This is a genomic window from Bacteroidota bacterium (assembly GCA_019637975.1).
GTDB lineage: Bacteria > Bacteroidota > Ignavibacteria > UBA10030 > UBA6906 > CAADGV01.
On sequence record JAHBUR010000004.1, the window covers coordinates 144,183 to 165,519 of the forward strand.

Here is a 21,337-nt window from a genome sequence, read left to right on the forward strand (position 1 = left end):
CCGTGTGCCACGGTTAATGAGCCAAAAGTGGCGAATTTATATCAAAGAAAGCCAACTTCCCGACATGCCAAGGCTTCCGGATTCCAATTTTTAAGAGAACTTCTTTGGGATTTCCGACAAATAAGAACTCTTATCGGGAATGTGTGCGCTGTAATCGAAAAAGATATCGCTCTTAGCGGGCCGACCATCTGGAGAATGAAGCGCCGAACCCCGGAAGTGTTCGCCCACCCAGCACCTCCTTGTGCTTCTCAGAGAACAGTTGCTTTCTGCTGCTTTTTCTCAATGCGTCGAATGGTCAGGTATAATGAAACAACCAAAACTGACAGAATCAAGGTCGCTATCCCCAAGCCGAAACGACGGAAATAATACTCGTCAACCGCAGCGTGTGCCTCGCCGTGCACTGTTGAGGCAACGGCAAGCCCTTTTCCGATCACCTCGCTGAACTTCTCGCTGTCAAAAGCATGTACCATCGTCCGTGCTTCCAATCGCGCTTGTCGTGCGTCGCGGAGTTTGTATTTTGCTTCGCTGATCTCCATCCCTTTTTGCTCGGCTTCATCGACCAGCCGTTGAGCCCGTTGTTCATCCGATTCAAGACTGTCGGCAAGAAGCCGCATCAACGCCGCCGCTTGAAATCCCTTTGCGTTGTCTTCTTCACTGTGACATCTGCCGCATGTTGCTTCGGGCGCCGTACCAAGAAGCTCATTCGTCGCAGCGACGATTTCATGATTGCCGTGACAGGTCTCGCATTCAGGCAGCAGTAGATCATCGAACGCCCTTTTGTGCGGACTCGCGGAGAACAAGTCCGCATTCAACGCATGGCATGTGCCACACACTTTCGAAATGGACTCGACGCCGGGGGGAGTCGCTGCATGGTTGCCGTGACAACTGTTGCACGCAGGCGCGCCGAGATCGTGCTTTTGCAGCAATGCAATGCCGTGCACACTTGAGGAGAATTTCTCAAGCTGGTCAGTCGGAATGCCATACTCCTTCATGTACTCCGCGTTGCTGTGGCATGAGCCGCATGTTGCCGGCAGGTTTGTCGCGTACACTTTCGACTTCAGGTCCTTTGCCGAGCGGATGTCATGCGCGCCATGACAGCTTGCGCATTCCGCCACTTTTGCATCCCCCTTCGCGTTGCGCATGCCGTGGATACTTGTTCTATATTTCTCCATCTGATCGACAGGCAACGACGGGTTGTACGACCGCATATAAACGGCATTGGAATGACACGTTGCGCATGTCTTCACTACATGCAACGGGTGCACGGGAGAAGCAGGGTTCTTCGCCGACACTATGCCGTGCGCGCCATGGCATGTTGTACATTGCGCGATATGTTCCTTTCCCGTCACGGCTAATTTACCGTGAACGCTTGTCTGCAAGAACTTCCATTGGTTTACAGGCAGTGCCGAGCCGAATGATTTCATCGTTGCTTCATCCGCATGACATTTCGCGCACGCTTCGGAAATCGCATCGCCCTTCGGTATGCCGATGAACCCGGCGGCTTTGCTCATTGCGCGTTCCATGTCGTCAGATTTGGGGTTTCCGCCGTGGCAATCCGCACACGAGATTCCCTTTGAGGCGTGAATATCCTTCTTGAACAGTTGCGTCGGCTTGTCTCCCAACAATTGATGGCACTTCACACATTCATCCGCTCCGTGCGAGTAGCCTGCACACACAACCAGCAACACCGATATTGCAGCGAGTTGTTTCATAGCAGCCACCCGAGAATAGTGAGAATAATGATGTACCCGACTACAAATATTCCGATGTATGTAATGGTCCGGTTCTGCTCGCCGCGGGCGCTTTTTCTGTCCCAGAAAGGAACCAGCATCCAGAGCAAGCCCGCAATCCCGAATGTCACTATCCCAAGTACTTCTCCGTCAATGAACCAGACGTGCGCAGGGATCATCTTGAGTGTCTGGAACATGAACAGGAAATACCATTCGGGCAGAATTCCCGCCGGAGCGGGAGCAAACGGGTCGGCCTTCTGCCCCAATTCCCACGGAAAGAACACCGCAAGAATCGCCAGAATATTCAACACAATGAGCCAAAGAAGAAGATCTCTGAGCAGGAAATTGGGAAAGAACGGCATCGTCGTTTGTGTTGCCGCGGCTCCACTCTCCGCTCCAATCGGCTCGCTCATGCCTTGTCGTTGAACAAGCAGCAGGTGAATCCCCAACAGCACGGTAAAAATTCCCGGAAAGACTGCAACATGAAAACCGAAGAACCGTGAGAGTGTCGCTCCGGTTACATCTTCTCCTCCCCGAAGGAAGATCATAATCGGTTTGCCGATTACCGGTACTACGCCCGCGATATCGGTGCCGACTTTGGTTGCGAAGAAGGCGAGTTCATTCCACGGAAGCAGGTAGCCGCTGAATCCGAAGCCGAGACCGAGAAACAGCATCAGCATCCCGGTAAGCCACGTGAGTTCACGCGGTTTCCGATATGCCCTCTCGAAGAAAACGCTGAACATATGAACCATCGCCGCAAGGATAAACAGGTTTGCAGCCCAGCTGTGAATCGAGCGAATCAGCCAACCAAACTGCACTTTCGACATGATGAACTGAATGCTCTCGAAAGCAAGTTCTTCCCCGCTTTTGTAGTACAGGAGGAGAAGAATTCCTGTCACAACCTGGATGAGAAAAAGAAACAGCGTGATACCGCCAAAATAATACCACACGGAATGCCGGTGCACGGGAACATATTTCTTTCCCATGAAATGGACGAGGTCTTCGAGCTGTACACGCTCATCAACCCATGCATAGAGTTTTGTCAGGAAGGTTTTCATGATTTCTTCGAGATGAGAACCTCCTCTCCTTGCAGCACAACCCGGTATTCATCAAGAGGTCGAGGCGGCGGGCCGGCTATATTACGGCCGTTGAAATCATACTTGCCGTTGTGGCACGCACACCAGATAACGCCCATCTCCTTGTGGTACTGCACCGTACAATCGAGATGGGTGCATGTTGCATCGAACGCACGGAGTTCACCGGCGGCCGAGCGGACGAGAATAACAGGCTTATTGCCGAACCGGACGATCATGCCGCTGTCTTTTTCAATCGAGGACAGTGTGCCGACTTTAACGCTTGTTACTTCAACTTCGGCTTGCTTGGGTGGTTTGAGATATGCAAAGAGCGGATAGAGAATCGAGGCAGCCCATGCGACGAGGCTGCCGCCGAGAATGAGTTTCAGAAAATCACGTTTCCCGGGTTGTACGTGATCGTCGGGATCGCTGGTCATGAATGACCTCCAAAATGTCAGTTGGACTTACGGCAATCGCTTCGGTTGATGCTTTCCATTTCACAATGTTTGGATTGTTCTCTCTCCGGAATTCAGGATCGCATGAACAAGACCCTATTGCCCGGAATGGCAATCCCGGCACAACGTTTCCTTCCAGGTATCGCCTATGTCTTCGGGATGCTCGAACTCAAGTCCCGCAATGTTCAGTGTTGTCGGAACGGGGGCGGTACCCTGATAGAGAATTGTGTGGCATGTGTTGCAATCGCTGGAGATTGTTTTTCCTCCGGGACTCACATGCTTGCCTCCGTGGCAACGGAAGCAGCCGATGTTCGTCATGTGATCGACATTGTTGGGATATGCTTTCCAACTCACTTTCATGCGGGGAAAGAAATTGCGACTGTACTGCAACTTCAATTCCTCGGAAGCAAGCCGGATCACTTCTTCTTTCTCGCTTGCTACAGAGGGATAGTTGTCGCGGTAATATTCGCGTAACAACAGCGGAATACTGTCCATCGCCGCAGCGGTTGATGAGTAGGGCTGTACGAGAGCATTAACAGACGTTGCGCGCACGTTCGGTAATTCCGTACTGATACGCCCCAACGTCATGCTCTGGTCGACAATGCGGACGGGAGGCCTGTAGATGTGTGACGGCCGGTTGTGGCAATCGATGCAATCCATCTTGTTCTTCGGTAGCTTCGCCAGCTCTTCTTCAGAAATATTTTCCTCAGTGGAGAAGTACTCAGTTACCTCACCCGTGTTCTTGTTCATCATGCGCACCCACGGAATTACCTGCCTCTGGCTGTCGGTTGCAGCGTACGTCACCTCGTTGGCAATATTCATATGCCAGTGAATACCGCTCGTGGGGCCCCGGTCGGTGCTGCCGCCGCCGGTTTTCATCAGCAAGGCGATCGTCCAGCGCGTGTTTTCCTCGTCCGATTTGAAGTATGTATTCACGTACTTCTTCTCGCCTGCAAAATGCGACGGCCAGTGACATTGTTCGCACGTCTCTTGAGCGGGTCGCAAATTCGCAATCGGTGTAGGAATCGGGCGGGGATAGTTATTTACTGCAACAGCGTACACCTGGTACGCCCCCGACAATTTCGATCTTACATACCAACCGGCACCCGAACCGACATGGCAGTCGACACATTTTACGCGGGCATGAGGCGAGTTCTGGTACGCAACAAACTCGGGCTCCATTACAGAGTGGCACGCCTCTCCGCAGAATTCCGTTGACTCGGTCCACTCGAATGACCGGTAACTTCCGTATGCCGTAAACAGCAGAAAGAGAACCGTCCCGGCTGAGAACACTGTAATCGCCGAGCGCTGTCGCGGGTTGTTCAGATCGACCAGGAATGACATACGACTCGCCGGAAGGCCCTTGGCGCGTCGGCGTTTTTCCCGCCATATTCCCAAGGGGATAAGAACGAGCCCGAGAACAAGCGGAATCGGCAGCATCACATACGAAATAATGCCGATGTATGCCGGGGCATGCTCCTGAAACACTTCAATGAACGTGAGAAAGAGGATGGTTGCAAAGCTGGCAACCGCAAGCGCCGTCCCGGTTATGGTTATCGGGTTATAAAAACTATCGGGCAGTTTTCGTTTCATGTGGATTGTTGGATTGGGAAGTGTCGGGAAAATATTCCCATTGCATATAGCGCGAAGAGTCTGAATAAATGGGTTTTTCCAGACCCTTCGCACGATCGGAGATTATGATAATTCTATTTCTTGGTTGCGTGGGCGATCTTGGCCCATTCTGTATCGAACTTGAAGCCCTTGAACGTCGGGCTTTCGGAGTTGTGGCATGTGATACAGGCTTTTTCGTTCTTCTCGGCCACAATCAAGCCGGCTTCCTTCGATTTTGCCAGGTCGCCTTTGCTGTGAAGCATCTTGTACGCCGATGCCGCGCCGTGGCACGATTCGCATGTCACGCCTTCTTCCTTTTTGAAGCTGGCTTCAACGTTCTTCGCCATACCGCCGCCGGTCACGTGGCATTTCAAGCATTCGGGTGCCTCGTGCGGGGCTGCTTTCAGGCCTTTGTCTTTGGCGATCTTCTTCGACTCTTCGCTCAGAAGCGTTTTGTATGCGTTTGCGTGGGCGCTTTTCTCCCATACGGTGTATGCTGTTCCGCCTTTGCCGCCTTTATGGCACGCGGCGCACATTTTTGCACCGCTGAATTTATTTTGTGCAAGGCTTGTCCCCATAACCAGAACAAGCATTGCCATACACAGAAATACGAACCGGGTTGTTCTCATCGATATTGTCCTCCTTTTGGCTTGTGTTGTTGAAATGGAGTCAACCATCTCCACGTTAAGGTATAACATTAGACTGCAAAATTCAATTCCTTTGTGCTGTCGGCACACCGGGAAGAACATCACTGGTATGCGAACAGCATTGCATAAATAATCCACACAACAATGCTGAATCCGATCGTGAGTGCAGTCCAACCGAATACGCGTATAGCTCTGATGACAATCGGCGGATACGGTTCGACCAGATGTTTCTCCAACTCGCCGCTTTCTACAAGAGCTTCGTATTCCAGCGGCTTATCGCGCTTGAATTCTTCAAAATCCATCCGGCCGCTGAACACACAAATATCCATCGGGAATTTTTCCGGACGCAGGTGCGTGTTGAAGAAATGCACGGTGAAGATGAAACCGACCGCGAGCAAGGCTTCATCGCTGTGAATTATAGTGGCGACATTCAATACCTGCCCGGGCATGAATCGTGTAAAAAACTCTGAAAACCATAACATAAACCCGGTTGAGCCGATTACAAAGATTCCCCAAAACACGGCGAAGTAGTCGAACTTCTCCCAATATGTCCATCGCCCGTACTTCGGGCGCGGCCCTTTGCCAAGAAACCATTTAATGTTGCCGACGAAATCCTGCCAATCTTTTTTATTAAAGAGCATGGAATCCGGGCCAAAGAGAAGAGCTTTCCAGGATCCAAATTCTTTTCGTCTTCTCTGAACAAGATTCGTGATGTGGGCTACAAAAATCCCTACCATCAACACCGCGGCGAACCGGTGAATGTACCCCGCAGACTCAAAGCCGCCAAAGAATTTCCCCAAAATCACAGCCCAGCCCGTGTACGAGAATTTCAGAGTCATGCCGGTGAGTGCGAGACTCATGAAGCTGACAATCATGATAATATGCAGAGTTCTGTTGAGACGCGAGAAGCGGAGAAACTGCTTCTCTCCTGCAACAACTTCAACAATTGCTGGCTTCGGCGCTACACCCTCTGCTGCATGTGAAGCATTTTCCATGGATGAACCGAGGATCGTGATTCCTTATGATGTTCTACCTTCATCATCGTCTGACTTTTGCTCCTGCGCCGGCAACAGGGGCAGCTTCCCTGCTTTTTCTCTGTTCAATTCGCGACGCATTTGCACAGCACGGGGAAGCCAGAGAAGCGTGTGAAGACCCCCGAATATGAACGTGCCTACAAGCAACGAAGTCATCCCCCAGAATGTCCAAAAGAGAATCGGATACTTTTCGGGGTCGTGGTGTGTCGCATGTGTGAGGTAGCCGGCGAATCTGCGTGTGGCCCCTTCGTGGCATTTCTGACATGTGGCGACGACGTTCTCCCGGCTCAAGTGTGATTCAGGATCGGATATTGGAAGAATGTCGTGGGCGCCGTGACAATCATAGCACTTTGCGGTTTTTGTGTAGCCGAGTTGCGATACTTTGCCATGATATGTGTCGAAATACGTCTTTGCAATATCTTCATGACAGCGGCCGCATTTCGACATGATTTCCAGTTTGAACCCCTGGGCATCAGCACGTTGGATTGTGTGCGCGCTGTGACAATCGCTGCAAATTGGCAACTGTTTGTCTGTTTGACCGATCTTTTTGAAGTGAATACTCTTTTCGAACTGATCCTCGATACCGTGGTGGCAGCGACCGCAGGTGGCGGGAACATTCTTCGGATTGACACTTGATGCTGTATCGCTTTTCGGCAAAATGCCGTGGGCAGTATGGCAGTTTGTGCATGTTGCTGTAACCGTGAGCCCGCTCTTCATCAAGCCTTTACCATGGATACTTTCGGTGTAGTGTGCAATAATATCGTGTTGTTCGCCGGTGTAGCGAACGGCGGCCTTCTCTCCCTCGCGATGACAGCGTTCACACAAACCGGGAATGTTCGTTGCAAAGATCGGCGAGTTCGGATCAACTTTCCCTTTAACGGCATGCGTTCCGTGACACTCTTTGCAAGTCGGCCCGTTGGGATCATCCTTCGCAACAAGCCGGCCGTGCATACTGTTCGTAAACTGCTGGCCGACTTCTTCATGACACGAGGCGCAATCAACTTCTTTCGTAATCGTCTCGCATGGCCGGACGTGTGACGCGTTCACCCCCGAGTGACATTGGCTGCACGCAATTTTCGAGTGGCGGGAGTGATGCAGATCTTCTTCGCGAGCAAAGAGCGAACGCCCATCTTCGCTTGACTTCAGATCCCGGTTACTGTGGCAACGGAGACAATCGGCATTCGACATGCCGAGGGAGTAGAAGACCTTTCTGATTTTATGGGGCTGATGGCAATCAACACACGCCGGCAGAATATGTGCCTGTTTCTCCCATAACTCACCGCTAATCACCTTGCGGTGCACGGTTTCAATTTGTGCGTGACACTTCGTGCAGGTCGCCGCAATATTTCTGCGCGCAATAGATGAAGCAGGATCGGTATGCGGCAGAATGGAATGGGCGGTGTGGCAGGTGGCACAATGTGGTGCAACAATGAGGCCTTTCCGCAGCAACCCTTCGCCGTGAATACTCTCGGAGAAATTCTCAAGAATATGATCCTGGTGAATTGTACGTTGTTTGGTCACCGGCGTTCCCTCTTGATGGCATTTGCCGCAGAGGTACGGTACTTGCAGGGCCGCTACCGGCGAAAGCGGATCCTTCCCCGATACGACATCATGATATCCGTGACAATCCTTGCATTGCGGTGCGAGAGGGTCACCGCGAAGTATTGCTTTGCCGTGCAAGGATTTGGCGTGCTGCTCCTGTTGCGTATCGTGGCATGTGCCGCACGTAACGATCGCAAGTTCATCCTCGTGCGGAAGTTCTTTCCCTTCAAGATCCGCGTGACACGAAATGCAGCCGAGTGATCCGTGAACCGAGTTTGCAAACTTCTTTTCGTTAACAAAAACGGAGATCGTCTTCCCTTTCCGTTTTCCAACCTGTGTTCTTTCCCCGTGACACAAGAAGCAATCACTATTCTCCTGCGCCAACAGCGATGACATACCCGCTGCCAAGCTTACAGCAACGACAAGAAGATGTTTTGAAAGCTTCTTCATGGTTCAGGCAGTTGTCTGCTGTTGCTCCTTTTCCTGTTTGGCTCGCTCGGCCAGTTCCGCCGCTTCACGTTTCTTGATTTCTGCCAGTTCCAGCGGGTGTTCTTCGGCCATCTCTTCTTCCGTCAAAGTACCTTTCCAGAATGCGAGGTTGAGCGGATACGAATCAGGGTTGAAGATGACGAAGTAGAAATGCCAAACGATAATGGCGAGCGTCGCAAGCCATGCCTCGTAGAAGTGGATTGTGCGTGCAATATCCCAACCCATTTTCGTGAACAGGCCCATGAACGTATTGTCAAACCACAGTATCACGCCGGTGACTGCCATAACAACTGTTCCCCAGATCAGCGCCCAATACTCAGCTTTTTCAATGTAGCTGAAACGGCCGAATTTGGGCTTTTCTTCGGAAAACCGCAGGTAGTATTTCATCATTGCCACCACGTCCAAAATGTCTTGGCGAACCGGCAACAAATCCTGCAGGAGACGTTTCCCTCGCGGCACGGCGAGAACATAATACACGTGATAGAGACTCACCAGCACAAGCACAACGCCGGCAATGCGGTGCAGCAAACTGCGCAGTTCAAACATCCAGGGACTGATGTCACGAACGGGGACTACCCACCACGCATCGGGGTAGCGCAATGCAAAGCCCGTCACAACAAGTATCATGAAGCTGATTGCCAGGGTAGCATGTTGAATGCGCTCGTTCAGCGACATGCGGAGATACAGCTTGTTGGAATGATGCTCGCGCTCGAGAAGGCCGCGCCGATACATAAGCTGGCGTTTTGACTTCTTGACAAAATCCAACGCATTGTGAACGAACATCCCACCAATAGTCAAAATGATGAGAGCAATGTAGCCCGTCGCAATGTAGTACAGGATCGCATCTTCACCCGAGGTCGCAATAACGTGCACTCTTCCCCTGGTGAAGTTCTCGTTGGCGCCCGGATGGCACGAGCCGCAGGTGTTCACAAGGTTCGAGGGATGGATGAGGGATGTCGAATCCGTTGATGGTTTGATGTCGTGCACACCGTGGCAGCTCGCACAATTTGCCACCTCGACAGAGCCTCCTCTGCTTGCGAGTCCATGATAACTATCTGTAAAACTCTTGAAGCGGTTGGCCGCCAACCCGTACTTCTCTGTCAACTTCAGGGAGGCGTGACACGGTGTACACACTTGTGAAGAAACGTTGCGCGGTGCGACGGGGGAGCGGGAATCCTTGGGAGAGAGAATATTATGTTCGCCATGACAATCCGTACAGGTTGCGGAGGCGGTGATGCCCCGCATCAACGCTTTGGCGTGAATACTCTCATCGAATTGTGCTTGAATGTCGCCGTGACACTGCCCGCATGTCTCGGCAATATGTTTTTTCGACACTTTGGAATCCGGATCTGAGCCTTTCTTCATTTCATGGCTGCCATGACAATCGCTGCAGGTTGCGGCTCCTTCATTGCCATGCTGTACAGCCTGTCCGTGAACGCTGTTCTCGTAGCTTGCAATGAAACCCGCTGAAGGGCCGACCCGCTTTCTCACTTCTTCATCATCCAAATGGCAGCTCAGGCACATCCTTGCTTCCTGTTTGCGGCTTGTCTTGGCATCCTCGGACGTGGGTGCGACGACTTCATGTTCGCCGTGGCAATCAATACACGTCGGGGCACCTTTGATGGCAGCAGCGAGGGCCTTCCCGTGATCGGACGCTATGTACTTTGTTGCAACGGACGTGTGACATGTCGCGCAGATTTGTTCTGTAAATGCCTTCTTCTCCGACAAGGGCATCTCGGACAACTTCCGGATCGAATGCGTAGTGTGGCAATCTGTACATGAGGCGGCGGGCTTCCCCTTTTTCAGCGCGCCGTGAACGCTTTGCTGGTAGTTCGTGAACTTCTCATCGGCGTGGCACGATCCGCAATCAACCGGTTTGATGCGTTTGGCGTGCGGCAACTGGTCGGCCTTGAATCCTTCGTGGCAGGAGACGCATCCCAGGTCTGCGTGGGCCGATTGGTCAAAATGTGCTCCATCGACAAACAGCGAAACGGACTTTCCCTTCCGTTCCATCGTCAACGACTTCTCCGAATGGCAAACAAGGCAATCTTCTTTGTCCTGAGCCTTGAGGTAGAGTGGATTCCATACGGCTGCTGCCGCAAACAGCAACCCGGCAGTTCTTACACTTCGAAACCAAAGATGTCGTAAACTCATTTAAATACCGGTGTTATCGTTTAGGCTGTGTCATGTAAATTGCCAATGGTTAGGTCAATTCACATGCCAATCATTTGAGCGGAAATAAGGTAGATTTTGTTGAAAAACACAACACTTTTCAACTCCTCACCGACGTTCTGTTCCAAAAAGTGGGACTATTTTGCATTTGCGGGAAAATCTCGGATGCGGGTCCTGTGGACGAAGCTTCAGACAGGCAAGAGTTCATTGATGCGCTTCGACATTGCTGAAAGATCGAAGGGCTTGTAGAACACGGAATCCACTTCGTTTCGGGCAATCGCATCAAGGCCCGAATCTTTGGGGCTGTACACGTACACCATGATGATGGGGAGGTCCGTGTTGAGTTCCTTTACATGATGCAAGAGCCGGATGAGTTTCTCCGTAGGCGACGCATCAACAATCAGCAGGCTTGCAGCATAATGCGTCACCAATTCTTCCAACATCGAAGAACTCGTGGTCGTAATAACATTATATCTGTCTTGAAACAGCATGGAAAGACTGAAACAGAAATTCAGATCGGGACTGTAAATGAGTATAGTCTTCTTCTTCTCATCCATGGTCGTTACGCCGCCCGGTTCGTTCTTTGACTGGTTCTTGTCGTATTCAAGTGTCACTGAAAGCCATCCTCTTCTTGCCGGTCAGCGAATGTGCAATTCCTGCTCAATGTCTTCTTTGCAGACAATTTCCTCACGCATCGGGATCGGCTTCACCGTCAAAACGGGAACTGTTGAACCTCTCAGCACTTTTTCGGCCACACTGCCCATCAGTATATGACGCAACCCGGTCCATCCGTGCGTTGCGAGTACAATCAGGTCAATCCCTTCTTCCTCGGCAAACCGGATGATCTCAACCTCGGGAACGCCTGCGCGTACCACAGGAACCACTTTCCTTTCCGTTCCAACATGCGTAGTGATGAACTGATCGAGTTTTTCGCCGGGGGATTCAAGTTCACGATGGTGTTCGGGCCGGAGAACCGTATCAAGTCCGTACAGTCTGAACATCGGCTGTGCGTCTTCGGCAACATACATCACGTATATTTTCGACGCGTACAGAAGGCCGAGCGAAAACCCGTGATCGAACGCGGCGACAGAATGTTCCGACATGTCGGTTGTGATAAGAATTTTCTTGAGATTTATCATCATGCCCTCGTGTCCTGCACAAGACGACATGTCTCATGCTCACAGCACATTTTTCAACATATGTGCCAAACACACAGGATACCCCGGGCGCATTACGGGGGATGAATAGGGCAAATCAGGCTGATTTTACAGCGGAGATGTGAAAGACAGGCTCGGTTTCCAATTTGTGGGAATCGGAGGAAATTGGATTCTCAACTCTGAGAAGGGATGTTGAGTTCTTCAATCTTTCGATAGAGTGAAGAGAGGCTGATGTTGAGCGCCTTCGCGAGTTCATCTTTGCTCGGATGAATACGCAACATGTGCCCGATGTACTCGCGTTCAAATTCGGCGACGGCTTCTTTGAGAGGCTTGTTACCGCCGACTGAAAATGAGCCGGAGGATTGACCGAAAAAGGCCGGAAGTTCTTTCGTCGTGATCATATTGCCTTCGGCGAAGATCGTCGCCCGCTCGATGATGTTTTCCAACTCGCGGACTTCTCCCTTCCAGTTGTGCGCAAGAAGAAGTTTCATGGCTTCATGGTCAACGCCGCGCACATCTTTGTTCATTTCGCTTGCGTACCGTGACACAAAATGCTGGACAAGCAAGGGAATATCATCAATGCGCTCGCTCAGCGGCGGCAGTTCAATACCCACAACATTCAACCGGTAGAACAAATCCTCGCGGTATTTTCCGTCCTGAACTGCTTTTTCGAGGTTGCGATTGGTGGAGGCAATAATCCGGACATCGACGGGTATTTCATGCGATGTGCCGACGGGGGTCACCTGTTTCATTTCGATGGCACGCAACAGCTTCACCTGTAAATGCAGGGGAATCTCGCTCACTTCGTCGAGGAAGATAGTTCCACCGTCGGCGGTTTTGAAGAATCCGACACGATCCATTGAAGCCCCTGTAAAGGCTCCTTTTTTGTGGCCGAACAATTCACTCTCGAACAGGTTTTCCACAAGGGCCCCGCAGTTCACCGGAATGAACGGCTTCTCCTTTCGCTTGCTGTTATAGTGAACGGCCCGAGCGACAAGTTCTTTTCCGGTTCCGCTCTTTCCGGTAATCAACACCGTGCCGTCCGTTTGCGCGACCTTCTTGATTGTTTCAAACACCCTCTGCATTGCGGAACTTTTGCCGATGATGTTCTCAAAATCATAGTGCCGGTGAATTTCGCTGCGCAGCAATTTATTCTCCAACCGTATCCGGCGGTCGCCTAACAAACGCCTCGTCTTCACCAGCAATTCATCAAACTCGACCGGTTTCAGCACGTAGTCGATGGCGCCTCTGCGGAGCGCGGCAATGGCACTTTCAATAGAGCCGTATGCGGTAATCACGACAACCATGGTTTCAGGACTCAGACGGGAGATGTTCTCCATTAACTCAATCCCCTTCATCTCAGGCATTTCGATGTCGGTGATTACGAGATCGAAGGCGCGTTCTTTGATATACTCGAGCGCCACTTTGCCGTTCTCGGCTTCCTGAACAGAGTATCCTTCTTTCTTCAGAACAAACGAAAGAGATTCGCGAATGATCTCCTCATCATCAACTATAAGAATAGACTCTGCCATGAACTTATTCCTTTGGATGGAATGGAAGAATAATCGTAAATGTTGTGCCCTCGCCGCGCTTGCTCTTCAGCCTGATATCGCCGTGAAAACTCTTGATGATTCCGTGACTTACCCAGAGCCCCAGGCCTGTTCCCTGCCCGACGGGCTTTGTCGTGAAGAACGGTTCGCCGATCTTTGCCAGATGGTCTTCGTCAATCCCGCAGCCGCTGTCCGAAATGGCAATGCGGATGTCGTCGTCACCTCTCTCAACAACAACATCAATGCGGCCTTCTTTTCCGTCCATCGCATCAACACCATTCAGCAGGATGTTGATGAACACCTGTGAGATCTGATCAGGCACCAGAGACAACAAGGGAATGTCGTTCCTGACATCGACGAAGAACTTCACGTTCCTGGCTTTCTTGGCCATCTTCACAATTTCCACCGCTTCCTTCACGTTGCTGACGATGCTCGTCGGCTGCAACTGATAATTGGAGGGACGGGAAAAATCAACAAGATCTCTGATAATTTTCGTGATACGATGAACCTGCGATTGCACAAGTCCGAGCTTCTCTTTTGCGAATTCATCGTTGATCGTACGTTGAAGAACCTGCACAATTGATGAGATAGAGGTGAGGGGATTGCCGACTTCGTGGGCAATCCCGGCGGCGAGAGTCCCCATGCTTTCCATCTTCTGGGAATGCATTAATTGCTGTTCAAGTTGTTTCTGCTCGGTAATGTCGCGATGCGAACCGAGATAGCCAACAACTTTTCCGTCGGCATCAACAATGGGAGAGATCAATACTTGAGTGTAGAGCGAGGAACCATCTTTGCGTTTATTCTCGATCTCTCCCTGCCAGATCTTTCCAATGCTGATTTTTGCCCACACCTTCGACCAGAATTCTTTGCTGTACTTTCCGCTTGAGACAACGTTGGGGTTTTTGCCGATGAGTTCATCCTTCGAGTAGCCGGTGGATTTTTCGAACGCAGGATTTACGTACACCATCCGGCCCCGTGCATCGGTAATCTGTATCGGATTGACGGTATAATGAACCACGTTGGAGAAACGCAGAAGGTCGAGTTCCTTCTTCTTCTCTTCGGAAACATCGCGGGCAATCACATACAGGAATTCGGTGTTCGGGCCTGATATTTTTCTGATTGCCAACTCGGTATCAACAATCTGGCCGTTCATGCCTTTGAACCGGGCCTCCGCCTCACGCGCGCTGTCTGTTGCCCGCAACACGGCAAGCAACGGGCGGGGCGAATCATCAACAAGAAGGTCATAGAAATTGATGTCACCCGTCGGCACATCCGGCAAACCAAGCAACTCGCGGGCCCGCTGGTTATACGCAAGAACAGCCCGTTCGCTCGACACGACGAAGCACATGTCGGGAATGAGGTCGATAAAGATATTGGCGATGCTGGATTGGATTGCCATGGGCAGAAATGACTTTCTTTAACTTAATCAAAGAGGGGGGGAATTCCAACGCGAACCGCAGCCGTAATCCACTCTCCGGCATACAGTTACTGAATTCAGAATCACCAGCAACATGCTTGCGTTTTAGTTGTGAGTTCTTTAGTATGAGTGCGCGAATCGGACGCTTTGCAGATTCCCCGCCTGCGCCCATGCGGCACTTGCTTCATACGCTTGTCCGTTTCGACGGGGAGTTCACCTCATAGCGATCCCCGCACTCCCCGAAATGCCAGAATGTTGTATTGCAACGGGAGCGTCTTCTTATGTACTATTCCTGTTTTGAGAAGAGCCGGCGTACAGAGGCATACAGCGACGCTTTCCCACGCATGAGCCTTGCCCAATCGAATCCGGATCAATACAAGCCCCACCTGAAAGTTGACATCCGCATCAAGGTTAGTTGCCGGGCCACGACATGAACCACACGCCGATAATGTTGACAGCAGGTAGACGTGTCGCCTGGATTTGCGCGCTTCTTGCCGCAGCGATTGGCGGTGCAGCTATTGCCGGTTGGATCTGGGGCTCGCGAGCACTCACCAGCTTTGATGCCCATTATATCCCCATGGCGCCAAACACTGCAATCTTCTTCCTGTTGCTTGGCATTTCGACATTTCTTCTCTGGTTTCCCGCAAGAATCAACCTCCTGATTATTCGACTTGTCGGACTGTTCGTTGTACTGCTCTCGTTCATGCGCTTGTGCGAGTTCGTATTCGACTTCGATATCGGTGTTGACAGGTGGATTTTTGCTGCTCCGGAAGCGTATTTCGGCCTTGCTCCCGCCGGGCGTATGGCATTCTTCACGGCAGTGAATTTCCTGTTTACAGGCAGTTCTCTCATTATTTTATCGATTTCCGGCGAACGTCACAACCTCAACAATATCGCCGGGGTAAACACCATTGTTGTCGTATGCCTTGGGGCAGCATTCTGTACGGCGTATTTTCTTGATGCTCCATTGTTCTATAGCGAGGCAATCATACCAATGGCTCTCAATACGGCCATCAGCTTTTTCCTTCTCGGTATGGCGCTATTCGCAACGGTAACCGTGAAGGATTTCTCCCGGCAGTATGAAACAGAGAAACATCTTCATATTTCGCTCGACAGAAAAATTCTCGCCGCGTTCGGCCTGGCATTCTCGACAATTCTCATTGTCAGCATCATAGCCTACAACAGCATTACAAAAACACTTGAGTCGGCGAGGCTTGAGGCACACACGCATGAAGTGCTTGCCGAAGTCTCGGCCCTCCTCTCATCAATCAAGGACATGGAGAATGCCTCGCGCGGATACATCATTACGAATGAGAAGGAACTGCTTGTCGAGTACCGCGCTTCTGTTCTGGAAATCACTCACTACGTCGACCGGATCAGGTCTCTCACCAAAGATAACCCTGAACAACAGAAACGGATCGGCACACTGGATTCACTGATCCAACGGAGAGTGGAGTTCGCGAACAACACTATCCAGGTGTTCGAAGCCGAAGGGGCTGCTGCTGCCAGGAGTATGGCACGCGAGGCAATGGCCGTGCCTGCAATGATTCAGCTTCATGAACATGTCGAGAATATCGAAAGAGCCGAGCGACTGCTGTTGAACCTGCGGGCCGACGCGCAAAAGAGAAGCTCACGCAATATGGTAAACGTCCTTTCCCTGCTTGCTGTTCTGGTTACGTGCATGCTTGCGGCAATCTATATGGTTGTGCATCGCGATCTGACGGGGCGCAAGCAGGCGGAGCATGCGCTCCGGCAGTTGAATACGTATCTGGAACATCGCGTTCAGGAACGGACGGCGTCTCTTCTGCAAAGCGAGGAACGCTACCGGCACTTGTTCGAGTCTAACCCGCTACCCCTCTGGGTTTTCGCTACGGACACCCTTGCATTCCTCGAGGTAAATAATGCCGCAACTGTCAACTATGGCTATTCCCGTGAAGAATTCCTGACAATGACAATCAAGGATATCAGGCCCGAGGAGGAAATTACACGACTCATCAACGACGTGGCGCAACAGCACAAAGGGCTCGACTCGGCAGGCGTGTGGAAACACCGGAAGAAAGATGGAACCCTCCTCGATGTCGAAATAACGTCGCACGAAATACGCTACGCCGGAAGAGGTGCCAAGCTGGTTCTTGCAAACGACGTTACCGAGAGAACCCGCGCTGAAGAACGCTTCCGGCTGGTGGTCGAGGCATCTCCCAACGGAATTGTGATGGTGGATCCCCGGGGCAACATTGCCCTTGTTAATTCTCAAACGGAACGGATGTTCGGCTATCCCCGCTCCGAGCTTCTCGGAAAATCCATAGAAATACTCGTTCCCGAACGCAACCGCGATATTCATGCGCAAAACAGGGACGGCTATCTGGCCAACCCTCAAGCAAGGGCAATGGGTGTTGGCCGTGAACTGTATGGTTTGCGAAAGGACGGCACCGAGTTTCCTGTGGAAATCGGGCTGAGCCCCATTGAATTGTCGGAAGGGTCAATGGTGCTCGGCTCCATCGTTGATATCACAACACGAAAGCTGGCCGAAGATGCATTGCGGAAGTCGGAAGGCCGGTTCCGGACGACGTTGGATCATATGATGGAGGGCTGCCAGATTATTGGATTCGATTGGCGGTATCTGTATGTGAATGAGGTTGCCGCGAGGCAGGGCAAGTCAACAAAGGAACAACTTCTCGGACGAACGATGATGGAGATGTATCCCGGCATCGACAAATCCCCCTTCTTTGAAAATCTGCGCCGATGCGTGAACGATCGCGTTCCACTGCGGATGGAAAACGAATTCACATTCCCGGATGGAAGCAAGGGCTGGTTCAACCTCAGCCTCGAGCCCGTGCCGGAAGGAACATTCATTCTCTCCGAGGATATCACAAAGCAGAAGCAGATGGACGAGGAATTGAAGCGATACCGCGACCGGCTTGAAGAACTGGTGCGCGAGCGGACCGCCCAGCTTGAAATGGCGAACAAGGAGCTTGAGGCATTCAGTTACTCCGTGTCGCATGATTTGCGGTCGCCGCTCCGTCATATTGACGGATTTTCGGAGATGTTGCAGAAAACTGCATCCGAGCGTCTCGATGAAAAAAGCCGGCGCTACCTTACCATTATTTCGGAATCCGTCAAGAAAATGGGGACGCTGATCGACGAACTGCTCGTATTTTCGCGAATGGGACGTACTGAGATGAGAAGTTCGGAGGTGAACATCGAAGTGCTTGTCAAGGAGGCCCTGATCGAATTGCAGAACGAAGTCAACGGCCGGGACATATCATGGACTATCGGACGTTTCCCGGAGGTTGTGGGAGATCCTTCCATGCTGCGTCTCGTTTTTGTGAATCTTCTCTCCAACGCAATCAAATACACACGTACTCGCACGCAACCGCGGGTGGAAGTCGGCCTTATGACTGACCCGAATGAACACGTGTTCTTTGTGAAAGACAACGGCGTCGGATTCGATGACAGGTATGCCGGCAAGCTGTTCGGCGTGTTCCAACGGCTTCATGCCGATACCGAGTTCGAGGGAACGGGAATCGGGCTGGCAAACGTCCGGCGCATCGTGAATCGTCACGGGGGAAGAACCTGGGCTGAAGGCACAATCGACGGAGGAGCGACATTTTATTTCTCCCTTCCGCTCGATCGAACAGTACATCGCACCACGTAATTAAGGAGGATTTGTCATGAACAGCATCAAGCGTATCTTGCTTGCAGAAGACAACGTCAACGATGTAGAACTGACGCTGGAAGCTCTCGACGATCACCATTTGGCAAACGAAGTGATTGTGGTAAGCGATGGCGCCGAAGCCCTCGATTACCTCTACCGGCGGAATGCATTCCAAAACAGGCCTATGGAAAACCCGGTCGTGATTCTTCTTGACCTGAAGATGCCGAAGGTGGACGGCCTGGAAGTGTTGCGGATTATAAAATCCGACCATGACCTTAAGAGAATACCGGTTGTCATTCTCACCTCATCCCGCGAGGAAAGCGATCTCATCCGAAGTTATGAACTCGGAGTCAACGCCTATGTTGTCAAGCCCGTGGCATTCCAGGAGTTTGTTGAAGCCATAAAGAAGATCGGAGCATTCTGGGTGCTGACAAACGAACCGCCTGCACATAAACCTGAAGAGACACATTCAAGCCGGTAATCGGACATGAAAGAACCCATTCGTATTCTCCACCTCGAAGACAGCGAGTACGACGCGGAGTTGATCCAGAATATGATTGACGACGGGGGCATTGCCTGTAGTATTCAACGCGTTGCTACCCGGCAGGATTTTGACGTTGCTCTCGACCGCCGTCAGTTCGACATGATCCTCTCGGATTACTCCCTGCCGGCGTTCGACGGAATTTCCGCCCTTGCCCTTGCGCGAGATAAAGCGCCTGATGTCCCGTTCATCTTTGTCTCGGCAGCAATGGGAGAGGAACGGGCAATCGACAGCTTGAAACGCGGTGCAACGGATTACGTCCTAAAGCAACGCCTTTCGCGACTTGTACCCGCCATCCAACGTGCAATGCAGGAAATCACGGATCGGAACGAACGGCAACGCGCCGAAAGAGCCTTGCACAAAACGGAGCAGAAATTTCATGCTATTGTCGAGTCGAGCCAGGATTTGATTTGGGAGGTTGATCGGGAAGGGCGCATTATACTCATCAACTCGTCTGTCTCGCGGTTACTGGGTTATCCCGTCTCCGGGGTTATCGGGCAGGAGAGCTTTGCCTATCTTCACGACGAGGACAGATCTTCACTCAAAGAAGAGTTTCGCACCCGCGTAGCGGAAAAGGCGGGCTGGTCCGGACGCATTCTCCGCTGGCGGCATATCGATGGAACGTACCTGTGGTTTGAAAGCAATGCAACTCCGGTTCTGAATGATGTGCATGAACTTGTCGGGTTTCGCGGCGTTGACCGCGACATCACACGAAGAATGCAGGCGGAGGAAGAACTGCGGCAGAGTGAGGAACGGTTCCGCCTGATTACCGAAAATGTTACCGACCTTATCGCATTACTCGATCTCAACGGCCAGCGACTCTACAATAGTCCATCCTACAACGACATTCTCGGCGACCCGATGGCGTTGCAGGGAACGGATTCATTCCGGGAGATTCACCCCGGCGACCGTGAAAGAATCGTCAATCTGTTCAAGGAGGCTGTTCGCACAGGTATCGGGCAGAGGGCTGAGTACCGCCTTCGGGGCAAGGATGAAAAAACCAGGTTCATCGAATCGCAGGCAAGCGTCATCAAGAATCAACGTGGCGAACCGATGAACGTGGTGGTGGTTTCGCGTGATGTCAGCGAGAGAAAGAAGCTCGAACAACAACTCCTGCACGCTCACAAAATGGAAAGCCTCGGAACGCTCGCCGGCGGCATCGCACATGACTTCAACAACGTTCTCGCCATCATGCTCGGCTACGCATCGATGCTGACGCGGGAGCCTATTACACACGAGCATCTTGAGAAAAGTGTCGAGGCAATGACCACCGCAATTCAACGGGGGGCCGGACTCGTGCGCCAGTTGCTGACGTTTGCGCGCAAAAGCGATATTGCGTTCGAGCCGGTAAATGTGAAAGCTACGGTTCAGGAAGTTGTCGGGATGTGTTCGCAGACCTTCCCTAAAACCATTACCTTTTCACCGCAGGTGAACTCCCAACTCCCGACTATCATCGCCGACAAGAATCAGTTGCATCTTGCATTGCTCAACCTGTGCGTGAATGCCCGCGATGCCATGCCTGCCGGAGGCTCCATAACGATCAACGCAACCGTGATCCGCGGCGATGATATTCGTGATCAATTCCGCGACGCATCAAGCGGCAGCTATATTCATATCACGGTGTCCGACACGGGTGTCGGAATTGATCCGAACACCGTTGCCCGCATTTTCGAACCCTTCTTCACGACGAAGGAAATCGGCAAAGGAACCGGGCTTGGCCTTGCGATGGTGTACGGCGTGGTCAACAGCCACCGGGGCTTCATCACCGTATCCAGCAGCGTGGGACTCGGCACAACCTTCCACCTCTATTTTCCCGTCACACCACCGACAGGAGCCGATCGTACATCCACTGAAGAAGTCCCGAACTCCGTTACCAATGGAACAGAAACAATCCTGCTGGTCGAAGACGAATTGTCGCTCGCGGAATTGGTACGCGCAGCATTGGAACAGAAAGGATACACCGTACTTGTTGCGCACGACGGACAGGAAGCTGTGAAAGTTTTCGCTGAACATTCCGAGGAGATTGCGCTTGTGTTGACAGACCTCGGGTTGCCGAAACTCGGCGGGCTGGAGGCATTCAAGAAGATGAAGAAGAAGAAATCCGACGTGATAGCCTTGGTTGCAACGGGCTACCTTGACCCGGAACAACGTTCGGAGATGCTGCGAATCGGCGTGCGGGATTTTGTCGACAAACCCTACTCACCGAACCAACTGCTGAGAAAAATCCGCCTCATGCTCGACGCCCGGAAACCTGCTTCATGAAA

At 51.8% G+C, this 21,337-nt stretch carries 15 protein-coding genes; 3 read left to right on the plus strand and 12 right to left on the minus strand.

The window, feature by feature from the left end; all coding sequences use genetic code 11:
- Nucleotides 1–248 precede the first annotated feature (248 nt).
- From KF749_03370 to KF749_03425, 12 genes are all read right to left on the minus strand, one after another.
- Nucleotides 249–1,712 carry an ammonia-forming cytochrome c nitrite reductase subunit c552 gene (locus KF749_03370; protein ID MBX2990190.1) on the minus strand — a complete coding sequence of 488 codons (1,464 nt, stop codon included), beginning with the start codon at nt 1,710–1,712 and terminating at the stop codon, nt 249–251.
- On the minus strand, nt 1,709–2,776 hold the full coding sequence (locus tag KF749_03375; GenBank protein ID MBX2990191.1) for a cytochrome bc complex cytochrome b subunit: 1,068 nt from the start codon (nt 2,774–2,776) through the stop codon (nt 1,709–1,711). Before KF749_03375 ends, KF749_03370 begins: the two co-directional genes overlap by 4 nt.
- Before the next feature lie 8 nt (nt 2,777–2,784).
- Complete coding sequence (locus KF749_03380; GenBank protein ID MBX2990192.1) at nt 2,785–3,240, minus strand: Rieske 2Fe-2S domain-containing protein; 456 nt, start codon at nt 3,238–3,240, stop codon at nt 2,785–2,787.
- A 114-nt stretch (nt 3,241–3,354) separates the two neighbouring features.
- The gene (locus tag KF749_03385) at nt 3,355–4,851 is read right to left on the minus strand and encodes a NapC/NirT family cytochrome c (GenBank protein ID MBX2990193.1); all 1,497 of its coding nucleotides are present in this window, start codon (nt 4,849–4,851) and stop codon (nt 3,355–3,357) included.
- Nucleotides 4,852–4,964: 113 nt separating this feature from the next.
- Nucleotides 4,965–5,498 (minus strand): cytochrome C554, encoded by a 534-nt coding sequence (locus KF749_03390; protein ID MBX2990194.1) that lies wholly within the window; start codon nt 5,496–5,498, stop codon nt 4,965–4,967.
- Between the two features lie 119 nt (nt 5,499–5,617).
- Complete coding sequence (locus tag KF749_03395; GenBank protein ID MBX2990195.1) at nt 5,618–6,511, minus strand: hypothetical protein; 894 nt, start codon at nt 6,509–6,511, stop codon at nt 5,618–5,620.
- A gap of 24 nt (nt 6,512–6,535) precedes the next feature.
- Nucleotides 6,536–8,542, minus strand: a complete 2,007-nt coding sequence (locus KF749_03400; GenBank protein MBX2990196.1) for a hypothetical protein — start codon at nt 8,540–8,542, stop codon at nt 6,536–6,538.
- A gap of 3 nt (nt 8,543–8,545) precedes the next feature.
- Nucleotides 8,546–10,735, minus strand: coding sequence for a cytochrome b/b6 domain-containing protein (locus tag KF749_03405; GenBank protein MBX2990197.1), 2,190 nt, complete (start codon nt 10,733–10,735; stop codon nt 8,546–8,548).
- Nucleotides 10,736–10,941: 206 nt separating this feature from the next.
- A complete protein-coding gene (locus KF749_03410; GenBank protein MBX2990198.1) occupies nt 10,942–11,367 on the minus strand; it encodes a hypothetical protein in 426 nt (141 codons plus the stop codon).
- Between the two features lie 24 nt (nt 11,368–11,391).
- Nucleotides 11,392–11,895 carry a universal stress protein gene (locus KF749_03415; protein ID MBX2990199.1) on the minus strand — a complete coding sequence of 168 codons (504 nt, stop codon included), beginning with the start codon at nt 11,893–11,895 and terminating at the stop codon, nt 11,392–11,394.
- Between the two features lie 188 nt (nt 11,896–12,083).
- Nucleotides 12,084–13,442, minus strand: a complete 1,359-nt coding sequence (locus KF749_03420; GenBank protein ID MBX2990200.1) for a sigma-54-dependent Fis family transcriptional regulator — start codon at nt 13,440–13,442, stop codon at nt 12,084–12,086.
- Between the two features lie 4 nt (nt 13,443–13,446).
- A complete protein-coding gene (locus KF749_03425; GenBank protein MBX2990201.1) occupies nt 13,447–14,859 on the minus strand; it encodes a PAS domain S-box protein in 1,413 nt (470 codons plus the stop codon).
- 466 nt (nt 14,860–15,325) lie between these two features.
- On the opposite strand from KF749_03425, the gene KF749_03430 reads away from it, so the two are divergent.
- Genes KF749_03430 through KF749_03440 form a run of 3 tightly spaced genes read left to right on the plus strand, consistent with a single transcriptional unit; the run spans nt 15,326 to nt 21,335 of the window.
- Nucleotides 15,326–18,532: a PAS domain S-box protein gene (locus tag KF749_03430; GenBank protein MBX2990202.1), complete on the plus strand. Its 3,207-nt coding sequence runs from the start codon at nt 15,326–15,328 to the stop codon at nt 18,530–18,532.
- A gap of 16 nt (nt 18,533–18,548) precedes the next feature.
- The gene (locus KF749_03435) at nt 18,549–19,013 is read left to right on the plus strand and encodes a response regulator (protein MBX2990203.1); all 465 of its coding nucleotides are present in this window, start codon (nt 18,549–18,551) and stop codon (nt 19,011–19,013) included.
- A gap of 6 nt (nt 19,014–19,019) precedes the next feature.
- A complete protein-coding gene (locus KF749_03440) occupies nt 19,020–21,335 on the plus strand; it encodes a PAS domain S-box protein (GenBank protein ID MBX2990204.1) in 2,316 nt (771 codons plus the stop codon).
- The last annotated feature ends 2 nt before the right edge of the window (nt 21,336–21,337 follow it).